This window comes from Acinetobacter sp. ANC 4178, assembly GCF_004331175.1.
Classification (GTDB): Bacteria; Pseudomonadota; Gammaproteobacteria; order Pseudomonadales; family Moraxellaceae; genus Acinetobacter.
Map to the genome: position 1 here is coordinate 291040 of NZ_SJOD01000001.1, position 21025 is coordinate 312064.

At 39.3% G+C, this 21025-nt stretch carries 17 protein-coding genes; 7 read left to right on the plus strand and 10 right to left on the minus strand.

Annotated features, from left to right (window positions below; translation table 11 throughout):
* The first annotated feature begins 83 nt into the window (after positions 1-83).
* Entirely contained in the window at positions 84-2177 is a 2094-nt protein-coding gene (locus E0H87_RS01315; RefSeq protein WP_131321682.1) for a TonB-dependent siderophore receptor, read from the plus strand.
* A gap of 236 nt (positions 2178-2413) precedes the next feature.
* Positions 2414-2959: a crossover junction endodeoxyribonuclease RuvC gene (ruvC, locus tag E0H87_RS01320; protein ID WP_131321690.1), complete on the plus strand. Its 546-nt coding sequence runs from the start codon at positions 2414-2416 to the stop codon at positions 2957-2959.
* A 17-nt stretch (positions 2960-2976) separates the two neighbouring features.
* Here the strand turns inward: ruvC and E0H87_RS01325 are convergent, their stop codons facing one another.
* Together E0H87_RS01325 and E0H87_RS01330 are read right to left on the minus strand one after the other, a co-directional pair.
* Positions 2977-3255, minus strand: a complete 279-nt coding sequence (locus tag E0H87_RS01325; RefSeq protein ID WP_131321692.1) for an acylphosphatase — start codon at positions 3253-3255, stop codon at positions 2977-2979.
* 1 nt (position 3256) lies between these two features.
* Complete coding sequence (locus E0H87_RS01330) at positions 3257-4747, minus strand: NAD(P)H-hydrate dehydratase (protein ID WP_131321694.1); 1491 nt, start codon at positions 4745-4747, stop codon at positions 3257-3259.
* Between the two features lie 21 nt (positions 4748-4768).
* Between E0H87_RS01330 and queG the strand changes: the two genes are divergently transcribed.
* Positions 4769-5869 (plus strand): tRNA epoxyqueuosine(34) reductase QueG, encoded by a 1101-nt coding sequence (queG, locus tag E0H87_RS01335; RefSeq protein WP_131321696.1) that lies wholly within the window; start codon positions 4769-4771, stop codon positions 5867-5869.
* 299 nt (positions 5870-6168) lie between these two features.
* Positions 6169-7158 carry a biotin synthase BioB gene (gene bioB / locus E0H87_RS01340; protein ID WP_131321698.1) on the plus strand — a complete coding sequence of 330 codons (990 nt, stop codon included), beginning with the start codon at positions 6169-6171 and terminating at the stop codon, positions 7156-7158.
* Positions 7159-7266: 108 nt separating this feature from the next.
* Here bioB and E0H87_RS01345 read toward each other — a convergent pair whose 3' ends face one another.
* From E0H87_RS01345 to E0H87_RS01370, 6 genes are all read right to left on the minus strand, one after another.
* Complete coding sequence (locus E0H87_RS01345) at positions 7267-7491, minus strand: hypothetical protein (protein ID WP_131321700.1); 225 nt, start codon at positions 7489-7491, stop codon at positions 7267-7269.
* 450 nt (positions 7492-7941) lie between these two features.
* Positions 7942-8643, minus strand: coding sequence for a VIT family protein (locus E0H87_RS01350; RefSeq protein ID WP_131321702.1), 702 nt, complete (start codon positions 8641-8643; stop codon positions 7942-7944).
* A gap of 198 nt (positions 8644-8841) precedes the next feature.
* Positions 8842-10302: an OmpA family protein gene (locus E0H87_RS01355; protein ID WP_131321704.1), complete on the minus strand. Its 1461-nt coding sequence runs from the start codon at positions 10300-10302 to the stop codon at positions 8842-8844.
* A gap of 160 nt (positions 10303-10462) precedes the next feature.
* Positions 10463-11698: a dihydroorotase gene (locus E0H87_RS01360; RefSeq protein WP_131321706.1), complete on the minus strand. Its 1236-nt coding sequence runs from the start codon at positions 11696-11698 to the stop codon at positions 10463-10465.
* Positions 11699-11707: 9 nt separating this feature from the next.
* On the minus strand, positions 11708-12724 hold the full coding sequence (locus tag E0H87_RS01365) for an aspartate carbamoyltransferase catalytic subunit (protein WP_131321708.1): 1017 nt from the start codon (positions 12722-12724) through the stop codon (positions 11708-11710).
* Positions 12725-12973: 249 nt separating this feature from the next.
* Positions 12974-13336 (minus strand): hypothetical protein, encoded by a 363-nt coding sequence (locus E0H87_RS01370; RefSeq protein WP_205677734.1) that lies wholly within the window; start codon positions 13334-13336, stop codon positions 12974-12976.
* Between the two features lie 250 nt (positions 13337-13586).
* On the opposite strand from E0H87_RS01370, the gene rlmKL reads away from it, so the two are divergent.
* A complete protein-coding gene (gene rlmKL, locus E0H87_RS01375) occupies positions 13587-15791 on the plus strand; it encodes a bifunctional 23S rRNA (guanine(2069)-N(7))-methyltransferase RlmK/23S rRNA (guanine(2445)-N(2))-methyltransferase RlmL (protein WP_131321712.1) in 2205 nt (734 codons plus the stop codon).
* 54 nt (positions 15792-15845) lie between these two features.
* On the opposite strand, the gene E0H87_RS01380 is transcribed toward rlmKL, so the two are convergent.
* Positions 15846-17129: a dicarboxylate/amino acid:cation symporter gene (locus E0H87_RS01380; RefSeq protein WP_131321714.1), complete on the minus strand. Its 1284-nt coding sequence runs from the start codon at positions 17127-17129 to the stop codon at positions 15846-15848.
* A 528-nt stretch (positions 17130-17657) separates the two neighbouring features.
* Between E0H87_RS01380 and E0H87_RS01385 the strand changes: the two genes are divergently transcribed.
* Together E0H87_RS01385 and E0H87_RS01390 are read left to right on the plus strand one after the other, a co-directional pair.
* Entirely contained in the window at positions 17658-18560 is a 903-nt protein-coding gene (locus E0H87_RS01385) for a TauD/TfdA family dioxygenase (RefSeq protein ID WP_131321716.1), read from the plus strand.
* Positions 18561-18571: 11 nt separating this feature from the next.
* Positions 18572-19477 carry an AEC family transporter gene (locus tag E0H87_RS01390; protein ID WP_131321718.1) on the plus strand — a complete coding sequence of 302 codons (906 nt, stop codon included), beginning with the start codon at positions 18572-18574 and terminating at the stop codon, positions 19475-19477.
* A 208-nt stretch (positions 19478-19685) separates the two neighbouring features.
* On the opposite strand, the gene E0H87_RS01395 is transcribed toward E0H87_RS01390, so the two are convergent.
* Positions 19686-20975 (minus strand): DUF945 family protein, encoded by a 1290-nt coding sequence (locus E0H87_RS01395; RefSeq protein WP_131321720.1) that lies wholly within the window; start codon positions 20973-20975, stop codon positions 19686-19688.
* Between the last annotated feature and the right edge of the window lie 50 nt (positions 20976-21025).

The following is a 21025-nucleotide window of genomic DNA, read 5'->3' on the forward strand; positions in this document are numbered from 1 at the left end:
GTATTTCAAATAGAAATTACGCTAGCATTCTAAGCATAAAAATATAGAATGTTATAACATTACATTAAATTCATTAATTACTTATGAAACAACCATTTCATCTCTTTTATTCTAGCCTTAGCTTATCTCTCTTCGCACCATTCTGTTGGGCTGAAAGTACACCGGAAGTCCTTAAAACCATACAATTACAGGCCGAAACGTTAAAAGAAAGTTCTAGGCAAACCACGGCATTAACTAAATTTTCACACGATATCCTCGATATCCCTTTTAGTCGTAGCCTACTGTCCAAAGACTTTATCCAACAGCAAGATGTACAACGTATAGACGATGCACTGGCTCAGGTCAGTGGTGTATATCATCAAACCAACTACGGAGGTGGTTTTTGGGACAACTATTCATTTCGAGGTTTTAGTACCGACCCCAATATCGGTGCTCAAATGATTAGAAATGGTCTCAGCGTCAATCGTGGACTCAGTGCCCCCCGGGATATGGTCAATATCGAATCACTTGACTTTTTAAAGGGTCCTGCGGCCGCACTCTATGGTCGTGGTGAAACAGGTGGGCTTTTGAATATCAACACCAAGCAGCCCAAATGGGAATCTCAAAGTGAAATTAACCTACGCGCCAATAGCCTAGAAAAATATCGTGCGAGCTTTGAGCATACAGGCCCCATCAATAATGACATTGCCTATCGATTTGCGATTGCACATGAAGATAATCAAAGCTTCCGTGACTATGTATCCAGTGAACGTTGGTTTTTTTCACCTCAATTAAGCTGGAAAATTTCTGATCAAACTCAATTCAATTTTGATAGCGAGTTTACGCAACAGAGAGGAACTTTCGACCGTGGAATCAGCAGTTATCAAAAACAATTTGTCATGAAACCTGAAACCTTTTCAGGCGAACTCAAGGATGGTCAGCATCTTCAAAAGGACAATTTTTACCAGCTTCGTCTCTCACATCAATATAATGACGCATGGAAAATCAATAATGCCTTGAGCTTTAAAGATGCTCAATTAAGAGGTTTTTCTAGTGAGCCGCGTAAAATTCAAAGTGATGGTCAAACCCTAGAACGACAACGTCGTTATCGTGACAATAAAAGTGATGATGCACTTTTTCAAACGGAATTACTGGGCATCATTCAACAAGATTGGGCCAGACACGAAGTTCTAGTTAGCGGTGAAATTGGCCACTTGAATTATCGCCAACTTCAATTGCGGCGTAATCATAGTACGAGTGTCCCCAATACGATCGATATCTATAACCCCGTGTATGGACAATATCTTCCTGAACTTCCGTTGTTCATTAATACTGAAGAACAACAGAGCTATTTTGCTCTGAATCTTCAAGATCAAGTTTTTCTAAATGATCAATGGAGCGTCCTACTTGGCGCACGCTTTGACCATATCACGCAAGATTTTCAAAATAAACTGATTGATAGCTCGAGTAAAAGAGACCTACAACAAACTAGCCCACGATTAGGGGTAAATTATCGGCTGAATGATGATTGGTCATGGTATGCAAATTATGGGCATTCTTTTGCACTGAACAGTGGTATAGACCGTCATAACCAAGTTTTTAGTCCAGAAAAAGGCGTAAGTTACGAGCTTGGGAGCAAATATCAAATCAACCCTCAAAGTCTGCTTAGCCTCGCCTTATTTAAAATGAAAAAAGAAAATGTCTTAACCACCGATCCCACAGACGCAAATTATCAAGTTGCGGCAGGTGAAGTCTCTAGTCAAGGCATTGAACTTGATCTAGAAATACAGCCCAATGATCAACTCTCTGTACGTACCAATTATAGCTATACCGATGCAAAAGTTGAAAAAGACCAAACCCTTATAAAAGGTTCCAGATTAAGTAATGTGCCAAAGCACAGTGGCTCAATCAATGGAAATTACGAATGGTCGTTGGCAAACGCCAGTAAAATGGGCATCGGTGCGACCACAATATATGTCGGAGACCGTAGTGGGCATAGCAGTGATAATGGATTTACGCTACCTGCATACACTTTAGTCAATTTACATGCCTATTACGCGCCATCAGAGCAACTCCACTATCAATTCAATATCAATAATTTATTGGACGAAACCTATTATGTTGCAAGTTATAGTGAGCTTTGGATTCAACCCGGTGATCCATTAAATGCTTCGCTTGCATTGCAGTGGAAATTTTAAACTTCTCCAAAAACCCGTTAATTGTAAAATTTTCGGGTTTTCCCTTAGGATGATCACGCTCTTAACGATCACTCAAAATCATCATCAACAAATACGCCTGTGAAAATTTAGTCGAATTGCTAAACAACACCTTGATTAAAACGAAATAACTGTTCTTTCATGTCTATAAAATCATATACTTCACAAATCGATTGCAATCTCTGCATCATTTTTTCAGATCTTACCAAGTTTTTACTATGTCATTAATTATTGGGATTGACCCAGGTTCACGCCTTACAGGCTATGGAATTATAGAAAAAGACGGTCAAAAATTACGCTTTGTCGATGCGGGCACCATCCGTACTGAAAGCAAAGACATGCCAGAACGCCTAAAACGTATTTTTGCGGGTGTTGAACGGATTGTGAAATTTCATGGTCCAACTGAAGCAGCAGTTGAACAAGTATTTATGGCTCAAAACCCTGATTCCGCATTAAAATTAGGACAAGCTCGTGGTGCAGCCATTGCTGCGCTTGTCAATTTAGATTTACAAGTTGCTGAATATACCGCACGTCAAATTAAACAGTCGGTGGTTGGCTATGGTGCTGCGGATAAAGAACAAGTACAAATGATGGTGGTCAAACTCCTGAATTTAAGTGTGACCCCACAAGCCGATGCTGCCGATGCACTGGCAGCTGCCATCTGTCATGCACATGCTTCAGGCAGCATGAGTAAATTGGCTGTACTGAATGCTTTAGGAGGCATGGCTCGTGGGCGAAGTCGCTCAAGTAGCCGACGTCGTTAATTATTCAACAATTTGGTTTATTCACGAATAATCTGGAAGTCCGTCACGTCGAGAGCTTGTGAAACCTCACAACTTCTCACCTGCTGCACTTCTGCATGAGCTGGCCCTAAATAAGCCAGTTCGATCACGCGAGATAGATTTTCCGCCTCGGTAATCACCAAAGCCTCTACTTCACCTGTAGCTAGATTTTTGACATAGCCTTTTAATGTTAGCGTTAGGGCTTGTTGTTGAAACCATCGACGATAGCCTACTCCCTGAACCTGTCCTGAAATGATGAGCCGAAATGCTTTTTGCATCTTAATCTCCATTCACAACAGAATAAATTGCTCGTCCCATATCATATGCCTGTAAACCACGCATCCCTGATTCAGCCAATACATCACCAGCTTGAGCATGCAAACTCACAATTTGATGTAAGGCAATTTGATCATGAAATTGAGCTTTTAAACTCGCCACCATCCCCGCGAGCACATCCCCCATACCGCCAGTTCCCATGCCCGCATTACCCTGAGTACAAATATACAATTTATCTTCCAAGACCAAACTACCCGAACCTTTCAACACCCATTGTCCAGCAAAGGTCTCGCGTAATCGATGAATCGCGGCAATACGATCGTGTTCTATGTTCGCTGCTGTACAACCCAACAACGTTGCAGCTTCTCCTGAATGCGGCGTTGCATAGATATGATCATTCAACTTTTGCTTTTCTTTCGCTAAAAACCAAAGTCCATCTGCATCCAACACGACTTCTAAATGTGTACTTTGATTGAGTAGTTGGAACCATTGCTGAAAAATCTGTGCGGCCCATTCATCTCGACCAAGCCCCATGCCAAAACAAACCGCATCGACATGGCTTAATAACTGTTGAATTGCTTCAGAATCTAAAGCATTAATATCGCGTAGCATCATATTTGGAGCACGCGCCAAAATTGATGAATGATGCTTGACATGACAGACCACACTGACTTTACCCGCCCCTGCATGAAAAGCGGCTTCTGCCGCCATAATGACTGCTCCCCCCATATCAGCATGACCACCCACTACCAGTACGTGACCATAACTACCTTTATGTCCGAAGGCTTGTCGTTGCGGTAAAGTAATATTCTTAGGCGATAACTGAGCAATTGGATGTAATTTTTCATCTGAGGGAATAAGGCTAACTAAATGTAACTGACCGACAAATTGTTTGCCTTGCCCTGTAAATAAGCCTGCTTTATAGCCCAGTAAAGTAAAGGTTTGATCGGCTTGAATGGCACAAGGTAAAGCCTGACCCGTATTCGCCTGCAAGCCACTCGGAATATCAACCGCAATTTTTAATCCAGTTTGCGCATTAAATAAGTGAATAATCCTTTGCCAATCTCCACCCAACTCACGGTTTAAGCCAATGCCAAATAAAGCATCTACATGACATTCAAAATATTCTAATTGTTGTTGTGCCTTAGACTCTGCAAATCCTGTTTCGATCGCTATAAAAGACACATTCTGCGACTGAGCAAATAAATATGCCTGATGTAAATCGGGTGATGGTCCACGTTCTGTGGTTAAAACGGTAACCTGAAAACCTGCCTGTTTTAAATAGCCTGCAATAAAATAACCATCTCCCGCATTATTGCCTTGCCCACACCACACCGCTATTTTTTTAATCTGCTTTTGTTCAAATTGTGGTAATAACTGCTGCACAATTGTCCAAGCGGCTTGCTGCATTAAACCTAATGATGAATTTTTCTGAGCAAACCAACGTTGCTCCCATGCTTGAATTTCGCTGCTATGGTAAACTGAACGTTGCATGATTTCCCCTATTATTGGTTTATGGCTTCGACCTCTTCTCCCTCAAACATCTCACTGCAACAGCTTGATCTTCAAGAGCTAAAAACATGGATCAAAGCTCAGGCTTTAGACTTGGGTTTTGCTGATTGTGTCATTGCCAAACCAGATGCTCAAGCAGAATTAGAACGTTTTAAAGAATATTTAAAGCGTGGTTATCATGCAGATATGACTTATCTTGAGGAAAATTTAGATAAGCGTGCTGACCCCACCCTACTGGTTCCAGGCACACGTAGCATTATTTGTGTACGGATGAACTATTTGGTCGAAACCCCCAAACCACGTTATGTTCCCAATGAGCCGAATGCCGCCATTATTGCGCGTTATGCACGTGGACGGGACTATCATAAAATTATGCGCGGTCGTCTTAAAACATTAGCGACTCGCATTCGAGAACGTGCGGGTGATTTCGAATCTCGTCCTTTTGCAGATTCCGCACCGATCTTTGAAAAGTCTTTGGCGGAAAATGCAGGGATGGGTTGGACAGGCAAACATACTTTACTCATTCATAAAAAATCAGGTTCATTTTTTGTTTTAGGTGAATTGTTTACTTCCCTTGATTTACCTTTTGATGGGCCAACCACGAAACATTGTGGCTCCTGTACTGCTTGTATTGATATCTGCCCGACACAAGCCATTGTCGAACCCTATATGCTCGATGCACGAAAATGTATTGCTTATTTGACCATTGAATATAAAGGCGTTATTCCAGAAGAACTCAGACGTGGAATCGGCAATCGGGTTTTTGGCTGCGATGACTGTCAACTGATTTGCCCTTGGAACAGCTTTGCACAAAAAGCCAGTATCGAAGATTTTAATCCACGCCATGATCTAGATCGGGTCACTTTATTAGATTTATGGCACTGGGATGAAGCAACTTTTTTAAGCAGTACCGAAGGCAGCCCAATACGGCGCACAGGCTATCAAAGCTTTATGCGTAATATTGCGATTGGTCTAGGAAATGCACCATTTTCTAGCTTAATTCTGCAAACTTTGCACGAAACGCGTCACTTGCATGATGATATTGTGCAAGTCCATATTGATTGGGCCATTCAAGAACAATTGATTAAATCACAATCAGTTTAAAATCATGAATCTGTTGTAAATATTGGAACATTGTATTTACAGTTCTTTGCAAAGTTATTGTTTTATAAAAAGGATAGCTACGTGTTTGGCACAAAATTTATTGGATCAAACAAAAACTTTGCATGGAATATTCAGTAAAAATAGCCGACTTTGTGACTAAATCTTGTATCTAATCATTCATTACATCGACCCATTTTAATCGTCAGATACTATAAGTTTTGGTTTTTTTTGCCTTTGGTTTTGGCACGAAATCTGTATGATAAAAGCCAATAAAGAATACAGATGATGGACTTCCTAGAATGACTGTACGTAATGATTGGACGCGTGAAGAAATTCAAGCTTTATACGAACAACCTTTTTTAGACTTGGTCTTCCAAGCACAAAAAGTTCATCGTGAGCATTTCGATGCCAACACCATTCAAGTCAGCACTTTATTATCAATTAAAACAGGTAAATGCCCTGAAGATTGCAAATACTGCTCTCAATCTGCTCGTTATGATTCAAAACTAGAAGCAGAAAAGCGTATTGCAGTAGAAAAGGTGATTAGCGAAGCGAAAGAAGCATTAGAGTCAGGTTCTTCTCGCTTCTGTATGGGTGCAGCGTGGCGTAACCCGCATGAGCGTGATATGCCTTATGTGCTTGAAATGGTTCGTGAAGTAAAAGCTTTAGGTTTAGAAACTTGCATGACTTTAGGCATGTTAAACCAGTCTCAGGCTGAACGTTTAAAAGATGCTGGACTCGATTACTACAATCACAACCTTGATACTTCGCGTGAGTATTATTCAAATATCATCAGTACCCGCACTTTCGATGATCGTTTAAATACGCTTGAATATGTACGTGGCGCAGGCATGAAAGTGTGTAGCGGTGGTATTGTTGGTTTGGGTGAAGACACTGCTGATCGTATTGGTCTATTACTTGAACTTGCGACTTTGCCTATTCAGCCAGAATCTGTGCCTATTAACATGTTGGTTCCAATTGAAGGCACACCTTTAGCAGATGTTGAAAAACTTGATGTGACTGAATGGATTCGTACCATTGCTGTTGCACGTATCATTATGCCAGAAAGCTATATTCGTCTTTCTGCCGGTCGTGAATCTTTATCTGATTCAGACCAAGCCTTGGCATTTATGGCTGGTGCAAACTCACTGTTCTCGGGTGAAAAATTACTGACTACACCAAATGCAGGTGAAGGTCGCGACAAACAATTATTTAATAAATTAGGCTTAGTTGCTGAAAAAGCAAAACCGACTGTTTCTGAACTTTCAGTCGATGCAATGGCAGGCTAATAGAACTTCTAGTTCTTAAGCTCAATAAAAAAGCCAGTTCTATGAATTGGCTTTTTTATTTGAATTTGATTTAAGATTTTTATATTCACTGAATCAATGATCAGCAGCTTAACCTGCAAAATTATGCGCGGTAATCAGAATGCCATATTGTGCAGTTAGATAATCACCCTTTCGAATAATATCAGCACCATTCGCATGATAAACAGTTAACTGCTCACTCATAGCATTATATTCAAAGCGTTCATAACAATCTTGATGATGACATAGCCATGTGAGTGTATCTACCAACTGCTCATCGACAATATAACTTTCTTTGTGAAAATCTTTAGACATGTTTGGTCGAAAAATAAGGTTAATGCCGTGCATTGTATCGGGATTTAATAAAATTAGAGAAATAATACAAAAAAATTATCTAAAAATTCACTGCTCCAGAATGTACAAAATCCGAAATGATAGACTCACTTCGGATTTAGTTAGAATAATTCCACGACTAAGAAGTCTTATTCTCACCACATTTTCGACATTCCAGATGTTCACCTATTTCCTCCATTTGCTCATATTCATAAATGTGGAAACAAAGTAACTTTCTGAGTAATTGAAACATTTTAAACTCCTTGTTTAATTTTTTTGTCTCGTGCTTGTTTCGATCCTGAAACATCAATGTATCCAAACCATCTGATACATTGCATTATAATTATCACATTTTTATCGAATGGCAAATAATTAACACGAGCTTCAACTGCATTTCGTCGGAAAGTAAATTCACATCATAGACTTTAGTCGTTACGCGACATTCACATTAAACAATGAGCCGATGGCACTGGTAATCAGCATGGCAAAGCATCCCCAAAACAAGACTCTTAAAGCCCCTTTCCAGATGGATGATCCTGCGGTATAGCTGGCTAATGCACCCAAGCCCACTAAAGCTAAAATAGACACAATCACAATAACATTGGCTAAATAATGTTGTGGTGCCAGAAGCACAGCCAACAAAGGAATCGCTGCCCCAACCGAAAATGATGAAGCCGAAGATAAAGCAGCTTGCACTGGTTTTGCTGCCGTCATTTCAATAATGCCAATTTCATCGCGGGCATGTGCTGCCAAAGAATCGTGTGCGGTTAACTGAATCGCCACCTCATGGGCTAATTTTTCATCTAAACCACGATGGATATAAATTTGGGTTAGTTCTCTTAATTCTTGTTCTGGATTATTTTCTAATTCACGTTTCTCTAATGCTAAGTCAGCTTCTTCAATATCAGCTTGTGACTTGACCGAAATGTATTCCCCCGCAGCCATTGATATCGCCCCTGAAATCAAGCCTGCTAAACAAGTAATCAGAATGGTCTGCTGCCCTGCTCCACTTGCTACCACCCCAATAACCAGACTGGTGACAGAAATAATGCCATCATTCGCTCCCAAAACTGCTGCACGTAACCAACCTGTTTTCTCTAAATTATGCTTTTCTAAATGTATAGATCTTCTCATCAACGCTCTCGTCTTGATTTTTTATTCATACTGCATAAATCCATATATTAGACCAATATCCTTAATCTTCACTTAACCCCAATATTCGGTTTACAAAACTTTTTTGAACCTACTTTTCTAGTGAGCACTATGTACTTAAAATTAAGCGCATAACCATCAACGGGACTATGCGCCCTCTATTCAAATTAGATTCTTGTCTTAATAACTCCCAGTACTCACGCCTTGCTCGTTCACTTGACGTGCTTTACCCGTTTCAGTATTCAGCACAGTAAATTCAATTCTACGATTTTTAAACTGTCCCTCTGGCGTACTATTGTCTGCAATCGGTTTTTCAGCCCCTATGCCCACAGCCTGTAACTTAGCAGGGTCAACACCTTGTTGAATTAAATACTTCATAACCGCTTGTGCGCGTTTCACTGAAAGTTCTTTATTGTCTTGTGCGGTACCTACATTATCGGTATGCCCCTCTATCACCAAATTGACTTGTGGTGCACGTCTAATTAACGCTGCTGCTTGATCCAAAATAGATTTATTAATTTCAGGAATTTCGCTGGAATAAGGTTCAAAATTGATGATTTGTAAATTCAGTGCCGTGGCAACATCTAAGGCACGAATATGCTCTGGTTTTAAGCTCGCCAACGCTTTTTCTGCATTGCTGACACTGCTGCCCACAGCCTGATTTACATCTAAAGGTTGCTGCGTCACAATTTGCATATTTTTAACTAGCGGTTGGATTTTCTGGGCAAGCTCGGTTGCAACTGTATTACTTTGAGCTTGAATCGACAATTGGTTGCCCATCCAAGTAATCGAAACATTCGGTATACCTTTTATAATTTTCAACACACTCGGAATTGCATCCTGATCAATCAAGTTTTTGTGAAATTGAGCATTATCATCAACTCCACATCCCACAGGATGAGTAAAAATCTGTTTCACTTCCGTTTGCAAAATATCAATATATGACTTGTCAGAGGTTAAGATTTGACAGGTGACCAGCATCCCATCCTGTCCAGTGGTTAACTGGAATTTAGCAGGTTTACTGGCAATACTCGTATTCTCTACCATCGAGTTCGGTTGTTCATTGCGGCTACACATTTTAAAAAGTAAGGCACAGATCAACCCTAATACGACAATAAATAAAACTGGTACCCACCAGCGATTTTGCTTTTTGGCTCCTATGTAAGAAGTACTGGTTGGACTTTGATGTATGGTTTGACCAACCAATGTATTCACACCCAATGCTGCAAGTAAGGGTTTAGCCCATAAAGGTAAAGCCACTGCAATATCTGTACTATGATTAAGTAAAAAATGCTCTATGGCGTGCTGGTTATTCGAACCCGCCTGTGTCTCTAAAACCCCCAAAGTCGGTGCAATTGCATTATTCAAAGTTTCTTCAATTTCTGAAGGTGGTGCTGTCGCACCAATTGCCTCGATAAACTTTTCTTTCAGTGATTGATGTGTCGCAAAAATGTCACTTAATCTGGGATTTAAATGATTCTGTAACGCTGTAATATAATCTGGTTTTTCTTTTAATAAACTGAGTAAAATTGGATAAAAATTATCTAATGCATGCTTCTTTTCCAGTAAATGCTCCACCTCGGATTGTAAAACAATGGGTGTGACCTGTTGCTGTAATAATTCAATAATATTTGTCAGCATTTCCTGCCCTCTTATTTTCTTTTGTTGTTTTATTAAGTTAGTTTATATGTTCAATTTTTATACAATGTAAATTATTGTATTTGCATCCGCACTTTCACTCCAGCTCAAATTTCATGCATAAAAAAGCCAGCGATTGCTGGCTTTTTATTACACTCAAAAATTAAGCATGAAAAGTTTGCAGAACTTTACCTGTTAAAGTTTGATTAATTAATGGCGTATTTTTACCTTGTGAAAGAATGCTTTCTTTGGTTAAGGTCCACTCCAACTCAGGATCAACCAACACCCATCCAGCTTCTTGTGCCCAACGCTCTTGCATACTTGCAACTTTGGCTGGTGCTAAAGTCACTTTCTCCACCCATTCTAAAGGTGTAAATAAACCTTCTTTCACCAATTGCACCCCTAAAGATACATAGGTGTCGAATGCGGTAAAACCGGGCTCAGTTTCTGCAAATGGCGCCATTTTAGCCGAGCTGCTTAATGGTTCATGATGAGTACAAATTGCATCAATCACACCATCTTTTACAGCTTGGCGTAAACGCTCTTGGTCTTTTTCAGAACGTAGTGGCGGACGCACGTGCGCTAACGCATTAAAACCATCAATCAAGCGATCCGTTAAGTGCAATTGATGCATAGCCACATCAGCCGTAACGGGTAACCCTTTTTCTTTGGCAATCTTGATTAATTCAACCGACGCACCACATGACAGCAAACTAAAGTGTGCATTTACACCTGTCGCTTCAATCATGAGTAAATATTTAGCAATCGCTACCGTTTCAGCCAAAGCTGGAATCATTGGCAAACCTTGACGCGACGCAATAAAACCTTCGTGTACACAACCATCTTTAGCAATTTGTGGTTCTTCTGCATAGAACACAACGGTCAAACCAAGACCTGCTGCGTATTCTAAGGTACGAATGACCACATCATCATTGGCAAAAGATGCATTGGCATTTGAAACAGCGGTACAACCACCTTTTTTCAAAGCTGCCATGTTCGCAGGTTGTTGCCCTTTTAAACCTTGGGTTTGTGCACCAATCACCTGAAGGTAAATACCTCCATCTAACATGGCTTTTTCAACTAAACCATGAATTAAAGCCCCATTGTCTTGCACAATTGGCTTTGAATCTGGTGGCGTAAACACATGCAGAATACCATTCTCACGTGCTGCACGACCTTCCGACTTTAAGGTACCATGTTGTTGCTGACCTGGCTCACGTAAACGTGCGCACAAATCTACCATGGTTGGCATAAGCCATTTGCCTTGCCCATCCAAAGTTGTTTCAACCTGTTCAGAAGCAGCCACCAATTTACCCTGCTCTAAATAAACAGTTTGCACCAAATCGGTTTGCTGAATTGGGTCTAAGACACGGACATTTTCAATTTTTACAATACTCATGACTTTCTCTTATCCCGCAATTGCTTCTAATAAACCTTGTTCTTGCAACTGACCTTGCATTGAAAGTGCCAAGACAGCCATACGCACCGCAATACCATTCGTGACCTGATTTAAAATCACTGATTGCGGACCATCTGCAATACTAGAATCGATTTCTACACCACGGTTCATCGGACCTGGATGCATCACGATACAATCAGGTTTGGCTAAAGCTAAACGCTCTTTATTCAAGCCAAACATTTTGTAAAACTCAGCCTGTGAAGACAATGCTGGCGAATCAATCCGTTCATTTTGAATGCGAAGAGTAATAATCACATCGCAGTCTGTAACTCCTTCATCCATTTTGTTAAATAGACGAACGCCTGCACCATATTCTTCAAAACCATATGGTAATAATGTATTCGGAGCAATCACGCGGATATCTTTACAACCCAAAGTTTGTAACGCGGCGACATCTGAACGTGCCACACGTGAATGTTTAATATCGCCAATAATCGCGACACTCATATCTTCAAATGGCTTTTTAGTTTCACGGCGAATGGTCAACATGTCCAACATGGCTTGTGTAGGATGCGCGTGACGCCCGTCACCTGCATTGATAATTGCAACATGCGGACAAACAGTATTGGCAATAAAATGTGCAGCGCCTGAAGATGAATGACGAACCACAAAAATGTCCGCCGCCATTGCCTCCAAATTCCAAAGCGTATCGCGCAAAGTTTCACCTTTAGACGTACTTGAACGGGCAATATCAATATTTAGGACATTGGCTGATAAACGCTTCGCTGCTGCTTCAAATGTGGTACGGGTACGCGTTGAATTTTCAAAAAACAGGTTCATTACCGTACGACCTTCAAGCAGGTTGTTGGTAATCAGCTGATTTTGGTCATTAAAAAAGGACTGCGCAGTGTCCAATATTTTAGTGAGCGTGGCTTTCGATAGCCCTTCGATGGTCAGGAAATGTTTTAAATTTCCATCTTTATTGAGTTGAATCTGACTCGGAGTATGCAATGCTGCCAAGTGCATGAGAGATTCCTTATACGTTAAGTTAACGTATTATACAGAGATTCCCCTCATTTGGCAGTTGAAGTTTTCATCACTCAAAGAGAATTACTCAAATTTTTAAAATGAATTCCCTATTTCCTATGCGTTATTTCAATAAGATAATTTAAACAAAATTTAGCGCTGTAAATGAGTACACCAATCATCACACATTGAGCATTGTAAGATGATTGGCTTGAATTACCTGACCAGCAATTTATTTTGCGACATGATTTAACGTAATGCACCAATATAGTGATGATGAACCTGAGCACGATAAATCTCTTCCTCGGTCACTTCTTCTTCATGATAATGCGTATTCTCAGGTACTTTCTCAACGACAACTTCTGGTTCAATTGCCTCAATTTCAGTATCCAAATCCATAAAACTGCGTAAACGCTCAGCTTGGCGTACCAATTCTGCATCGCCCGTCGCCAATGCCAAATCAACCACATGTCTTGCGTAGACCTTATTTTCTGCAAGATACATGGCATCAACGACGCGCCCAGAAACACGACGTAATCGTGTATAAATCAAAGTTGCAGCAGAAAAAGCCTCAGGATGAGCAACAAATCCATGATTAGACATCTCTTTCAATCCCCCAGTTTTATTTAATTTAATACGAATAATTCATTCATAGCAGATTTAAGGAATGAAGTTCTGCTTCATTCACATTGCTATTGATGCTCTTGGATTAGCAAAATACATACCACTTTTTGAGAACCAAGTCGTTAAAAGTGTATTTTTTTATGATCTGATTATGCAAACGAGCAATTTAAAAAGCTTTCAAAGCCAAAATCAGTTAAACTTTGCAAAGTATTTTTTAAAATCTTGGTCTATCTAATTTATGAATAGCTCTTCACGTTTAAGCAACTATTGGGTCACATGTGCAGATGGGCTAGAAACCTTACTCCAAGAAGAATTAGAAGGTTTAGGCATTGCACAAATTGAACGCTTTCCAGGGCGTTTAATTTTTAAAGGCACATTAGAACAAGCCTATCGTATTTGCATGTGGTCACGTTTGGCTTCACGTGTTCTACTCCCTATTCATACCCATGAACTCGAACGCAGCCATGATGCACGTGACGTTGCTGAAGAACTGTATGAAGGTGCAATCAGCTTTGACTGGTCACTCATTTTTGCACCACAAAGTACGTTTGCCATTCGTTTACACATTGAACGTGAAATTATGGTGAATTCACAATTCGCAACTTTACGTGTTAAAGATGGTGTTGTGGATTCATTTATGGAAGCTGTTGGGCGCCGACCAAGCATTGATACCAAGCAACCTGAAATTACCCTTTATGTCCTTGCGGGCAAAACTGAACATACCTATTGCTTAGACTTATCAGGTGATTCTTTACATAAACGTGGTTATCGTCGTTATATGACAGATGCCCCGATTAAAGAAAACTTGGCTGCTGCAATTTTGCAAAAAGCGAAATTACAACAACTTAATCCAGACAACATTTTAGACCCGATGTGTGGTTCAGGTACCTTCATTATTGAATCATTAATGTTGTTAACTGACCGTGCTCCTGGTTTAGTGCGCCGTTTTGGTTTTAATGGCTGGAATGGTCATAACCACGAGTTATGGATGTCGATTAAGACAGAAGCAGCAGAACGTCATCAGCAGGCAATGGCACAACCTCTACCTCAGTTTTATGCCTTTGATGCAGACTGGGAAGCGGTTAAAGCAACCAAGCAAAATATTATCGCGGCTGGCTTTGAAAGCTTGTTGGATAAAATTCAAATTGAAGAACGCACACTTTCTGACTGGCCAGATTTTGAAGTTGGCAACAAAACTGCCTTTATTGTCACCAACCCACCTTATGGTGAGCGTTTAGGGGATAAAGCTTCGAACCGTGCTTTATATTTAGGCTTGTCGGCATTATTCCAAAAACACTTCCCAAATCAAACCGCAGCAGTGATTGCAGCAGCAGTAGAACAAGCTGACGTGATGGCATTTAGCGACCCGCAAACCATGCGTTTGATGAATGGTAAATTACCAATTTATGTTCGCTTAGGCAAAATCAAACCTGCAACTGTAGTCAAACCATTCCTTGAAACTTGGCAACCGCTACAATTCGAACCAATTGAAGGTGCCGAAGATTTTGCCAACCGTTTGCAGAAAAATATGCAAGCCTTAAAGAAATGGGCTGTGAAAGACGGCGTATTCTGCTTGCGTTTGTATGATGCCGATTTACCCGACTTTAACCTTGCAGTCGATTTATATGGTGATCGTTTGCATGTACAAGAATATGCACCACCGAAAACCATCGATCCTGAAAAAGCTAAAAAACGTTTTAACTTAGGTTTAGCTGCAATTCGTGCAGTTACAGGTTTAAATCGAGATGCGATTTTTATTAAAACCCGTGCACGTCAAGAAGGTAAAAATCAGTACACCAAACAAAGTACCGCTTCAAAACGCTTTATTGTGCAAGAAGGTCAAGCAAAAATTCTAGTCAATATGACGGACTATTTAGATACAGGGTTATTCCTCGATCACCGTCAAATGCGTTTACGTATTGCGAAAGAAGCTCGTGGTAAGCATTTCCTTAACCTGTACAGCTATACATCAACTGCCAGCCTTCATGCGGCTTTAGGTGGCGCTGCAAGTACCACCAGTGTGGATTTGTCAAATACTTACCTAAACTGGTCAAAAGAAAACTTCGTATTAAATGGCTTAACTGTCGATCATGCCGATGAACAACATCAGTTCTTTGCTAGTGACTGTTTTGAATGGCTTAAAGAGGGTCATGAGCAATATGATCTTATTTTTATCGACCCACCAACCTTCTCGAATTCTAAAAAATTCCACGGTACTTTTGATGTGCAACGTGACCATTTATCACTACTTAAACGTGCGATGAACCGTCTAACTACTGAAGGGACTTTATACTTCTCAAACAACTACCGCGGTTTTGAAATGGATGAAGAAATTTTGGCATTCTTTGATGTCGAAGAAATTACCAGTGAAACCATTGGACCAGATTTCAAACGTAACCAAAAAATCCACCGTGCTTGGAAAATTAGCCATCCCAAAAATTAATCCCGACATTAAAAAAGACCGCTAATGCGGTCTTTTTTTGATTAGAAGTTCATACTAAAACTTTTCGTTCTGTGGCGCATCTACAGCAATCAGGCTTGGAACTTCTTCTTCATCCAACTGCGTTGTCTTCGCAATAACAGCTGTTGCTACACTATTACCAATAATATTGGTCGCTGTACGCCCCATATCAAGGAAGTGATCAACTGCAAGGATAAGTAATAGCCCTGCCTCTGGAAGTTTAAACATTGACAATGTCGCAGCAATAACAACCAGTGAAGCACGAGAAACGCCAGCAATGCCCTTACTGGTGATCATTAGCGTTAAAAGCATTAATAATTGTTGAGAAAGGCTAAGGTCGATGTTGTATGCATGTGCAATAAATAAGACCGCAAATGTCATGTAGATCATCGAACCATCAAGGTTGAACGAATAACCCAACGGTAAAACAAAGCTGGTAATACGCTTAGGAACACCAAACTTTTCTAAAGATTCCATCAGTTTTGGATATGCTGACTCACTACTCGCTGTAGCAAAGCCTAGAACAACAGGCTCACGGATTGTTTTTAACAATCTGAACACATCCTTTTTCAAAAAGATAAATCCAGCCGAGATAATAACTGCCCAAAGGATAAATAAGCTGGCATAAAACTCAGCCATGAACGAGCCATAATCAAGAATAATCTTTGGTCCTTTTACCGTAATTGCTCCTGCGACAGCAGCAAAAACAGCAATTGGGGCAAACGTCATTACGTAGTCCGTGATCTTGAACATCACTAGGCTTAATTCATCAATCATCTTGCCAATAATCGAGCCATTTTTTTGGAGATGACTGACGTAAGCTAAAGCTGAACCGAAAAATATAGAAAAGATAAGAATCTGAAGAATCTCATTATTCGCCATCGCTTCAGCAAAGCTTTTTGGGAATATATGAGTAATAAAAGTTTGCAAACTCAGGTTTGTAGCACTAACCCCTACATCGACTGGAGCCGTCGGAATCGGTAGATTCATTCCAACGCCTGTTTGGAAAAAGTTAGCGAGTCCTAAACCCAATAAAAGAGAGATGAAAGATGCACCAATAAACCAACTCATTGCCTTTAAGGTGATTTTACCTAAAGCGGAAGATTTACCCATTGAGATAATGCCTGAAACGATTGTTGCAAACACCAATGGGGCGATAATCATTTTAATTAATCTTAAAAATATATCAGTTAAAATTTTAAAATATGACGCAATATTTTCTGCTTGAACAGGTGTTAAATAATAATGGAAGATGCAACCAATAACTATGCCTAGAACCATGGCAATAAGGATAAACTTCAATAGTTTTTTTTGATTCATATCAAATTTCCTTTTTAAACCCAAAGTATCATTAACTCAAACTATTGAATAATAATGATTTTAAATAATTCCAAGTAAATCAAATCCAATTTGATATAGGAATATTGAATGGAATTTAAACAGAAAATAAATTAAATAATAATGAAAAAAAGTATAAATCCATGCAAATTATGCATAGCAAATCACAATGTATTAAATAAAATGCCAATGACTTAATTGATTAATAAAACTTAAATATTGCGTGCAAACTATTGATTCATTCATGTTATCTGTAGTGATTTTACTACTTGGTAAAATATCCCACTTCATTGAGTAGTTTTTTGATTTCTATTTATTTTACTTATATATATGAATTAAAAAATTAAATTTTCTCCCTTTTAAATCATTAGGACTTAAATCCACAAACACTTTAAAGCTCGTAATTAAATATAGATGAGTTTAAGAAATGATTCTCTCGCTTCTGCTCTAAATTTTAAAATAGTAAATATCTGAAACTTTATAATAAATAAGTTATGTAATAGGAACATCATGCGAATTAAGATCAATAAACATTGTGCTAATTCTTGGAAAGATGAGTTAAAAGCATTACCAAAATCCAATGAGTACCTTACATCTGCAATGATCGAACATAGTGCGAATTTGGCAAAAAAATATCTTAACTTAAGAGACATTCATTTAAATGAACTTCGTGCAGGTGGTGGTGTCATTGAATTTTCAAATCTGCCTATTGACGATCAATTATGCTCTCCACCAACTAGTGCTGCACGACCCTATACCAAAGAATATATTTCAGAACTGGTTCTTTTGGGTGTGACAAAGGCTTGTGGTTTGACCCCCTTTACCTTCAAAGAAGAAAAACAAGCTGCTTTAGTACATGAAATTATCCCACTTGATGGTGCCCACCATAAAAGCCTTTCAAGTCAAGGCATGGCAGAATTTGATTTTCATACTGATGGAGCCTATTTATCGAGAAATATTAGACCGCATTCTTTGTCGTTAATGTGCCGAATGGATGAGAAACAGACCACGACCAATTTGGTAAAAATTTCTGATGTAATCAATAAATTAAGCCTTAAATCAAAAAATGTGTTGGTTGAATCAAGGTTCGTTCATACAGCACCTAAAACCTTTAAAGTACAAAATAAGAGAATAAGGAATTCAATTTTTGACTTAGTGGATGGGCATTATGAAATTAAAGCAGCTTTACATAACGTCAATGCAACGGATGAAGAAAGCGAATGTGCTTTATTTGAATTAAAAGCTGCGGTCTCAGATTGCCAATTTCAAAAGTCTTTGAATGCTGGGGATCTGATCATTTTTAATAACCTGCGCTGCTTACATAGGCATTGTAAAATTACAGGGATGCGACGGTTACAGGGATGTTATGGCACATACACATCCCCATTAGCCACAGTTTCAGACATTGAATAGGTGGTTATCAGATGATTTTTGAAGTTGTACTAAGGGTTTTTTTGCTCATCGCAATTTCTATTGTTGGCTGGGGTGTGGGTAAAAAATTTAAACTAGACTCTAAAGATATTTCAACCTTGCTGGTTTATGTTATTTCCCCTTTTGTAATCTTTTATTCAATTGTGGAATCCCCTGCAAATTGGACCTATCTTAAATTTTCTTTGGGTGCATTTTTGTTGGCATCCTTCATGGCTGCTGTGGGTTTACTCTTTGCAAGGTGCTTTTGGAAAGACAGTCGAGTAAATCTATTTGGCTTTGCGGCAGGTACTGGGAACACTGGTTATTTTGCATTACCACTGGTACTTGCAATCTTTGATAAGACACAAATAGCCATCGCTATTTTTATCATCATAGGGATTAACCTATACGAGTTTACAGTGGGTTATTTCATTACAGCTAAAGGCTCATTGGACATTAAGGAAAGTATTTTAAAAGTCATTAAAATGCCTATTCTTTATGCAGCGTGTTTAGGCATGATGTTTAAATATCTCGATATTCAATTCGATGAAGTATCCCTTTCATTCTTGGCCAATTTTAAAGGTGCGTATAGCGTTTTAGGAATGATGACCATCGGTATTACAATCGCAAAATTTTCAAAAATTGAGGTAGATTGGCTTTTCTCAGCATTGGCTCTGACATGGAAACATTTTATTTATCCTGTCGTTGGTATTTTGATTTTCATGTTTATCATTCCTGTAGATAAACAAATACTGCAAATTGTGGCGCTCATGGTTGCTACACCTATGGCTGGTAATGTCGTCGTTATTTCTAATACATTGGGACTCCATCCCGAAAAAGCAGCTACATCAGTGATGTTGAGTACAATGTTGGCTTTAATCACAGTACCAATCGCCTTGTATTTTGTGATGAATTTCTAAACCAAATCCACGTCTTCATCTAGTGTAGCGGGAGGCTTAAACTTCTGATTGAGTCATCGTCAATGAACTGACTGGTATTTCTCATTCAGAAATTTACTCGTTCTCAAAAATTTACTGCTGATTAATGTCTCTATGTAAAAACAAACTCTATCTAACTTAATACAGACCAAAGTTAGATAGAGTGTTCGTTCCAAAATCTGGTATCAAATTATTCCGTTAAGAATTTCTTCTCGCCATATTTATATTCCATCACCATTTTCATCACATCACCATCTCGTTTCAATTGCCCCGATTGCTGCATGCTGCTGAGCATCGTTTCAATATCTTGATCCGACATTGACTGGCCTCCCTTACCTGGAATGCTATTCATGATTGAAGCGACCATGTTCTTATCAAATTGCACATCTGCCTTATATTCAACCAGACTCGGCACCATGGCAACCATGCCTTTTAAGGTCTTTTGATGACTTGGCATAAAACGACCTACTAGGTTGGCTTTGGCTTCACCAGTCCCAATCTTGATTTGATTATCACTAGAATCAAACTTAAAACCTTCATTAATGACTGCAAGTAAAGCTGGTTCCAAATCTTGTAATAATTTCTCTTGGGCTAAACAGCTATTCTCACTCTTTTCAATAATGTCGAACAACGCTTGAAGTTTGGCACGGTTTACATCCTGTACGTTAAAGTTAAACTTCACATTTTGCATGACAGGTGAAAATGTCATTTTCATTTCACCAACTTGAACTGCCATTTTTGTATTTAAAACTCGATCTGTAAGATCACTTTCCGCTTCAATTCGATAATTTTTTAATTCAGCACTTATTGGGTTATTCAAACCACGATCTGCCATTTTCAGCAAATCCATTTGAACCGTGGTTTTCCCTGCTTCCAAATAATTACCATTCAAACCCTGATTGGTTTCAATTTTCAAACCTGTCATTTGGAAGTGAGTTTCTGCATCCATCACTGTTAAATTAGGAATATCTAATTTCAAATCCTGCATTTGCAATTGATCATTCACAGGCCTCGCATGATATTCCAAAGTGACTGGATCTAAACGCGTTTGTATTTTAGCTTCGTTTCGCACAATCACGGGAGTCGTCAGGGTTGATTTCATTGTCCCTAACCAATTCACATGCGTTTTGAGCTTTAACGGTTGATTCACTAAAGATTTCAAAGCACTATCTGCTTGTACAACTTTAACATCTGACTGAATTTGGTAACCATTCCAACTACGTTGAATTTGATCTCGCCCTGTGAGTTTAATCACTTCTTTCGGCTTACATGGATCAATAATCAACTCAGCTGTCCAGTCGGCACTGCCTTGCAAAGCCCCCATCTGGAAGTTTTGATAGTTCAAGCTTAGATTTTTACTTGGTTGTTTCGCTTCTTGCTGATAGTAAGTTTGCAAGCTTTTATCTGCATATAAATTTCCACCCACCGCTAATGTAGCAACTGCAACGATGCCACCAACACCCCATTTTATTTTCGACATGAATATATCTCATATTGTGTGTTTCTTATGTTCACGCAGTATAATCAAAA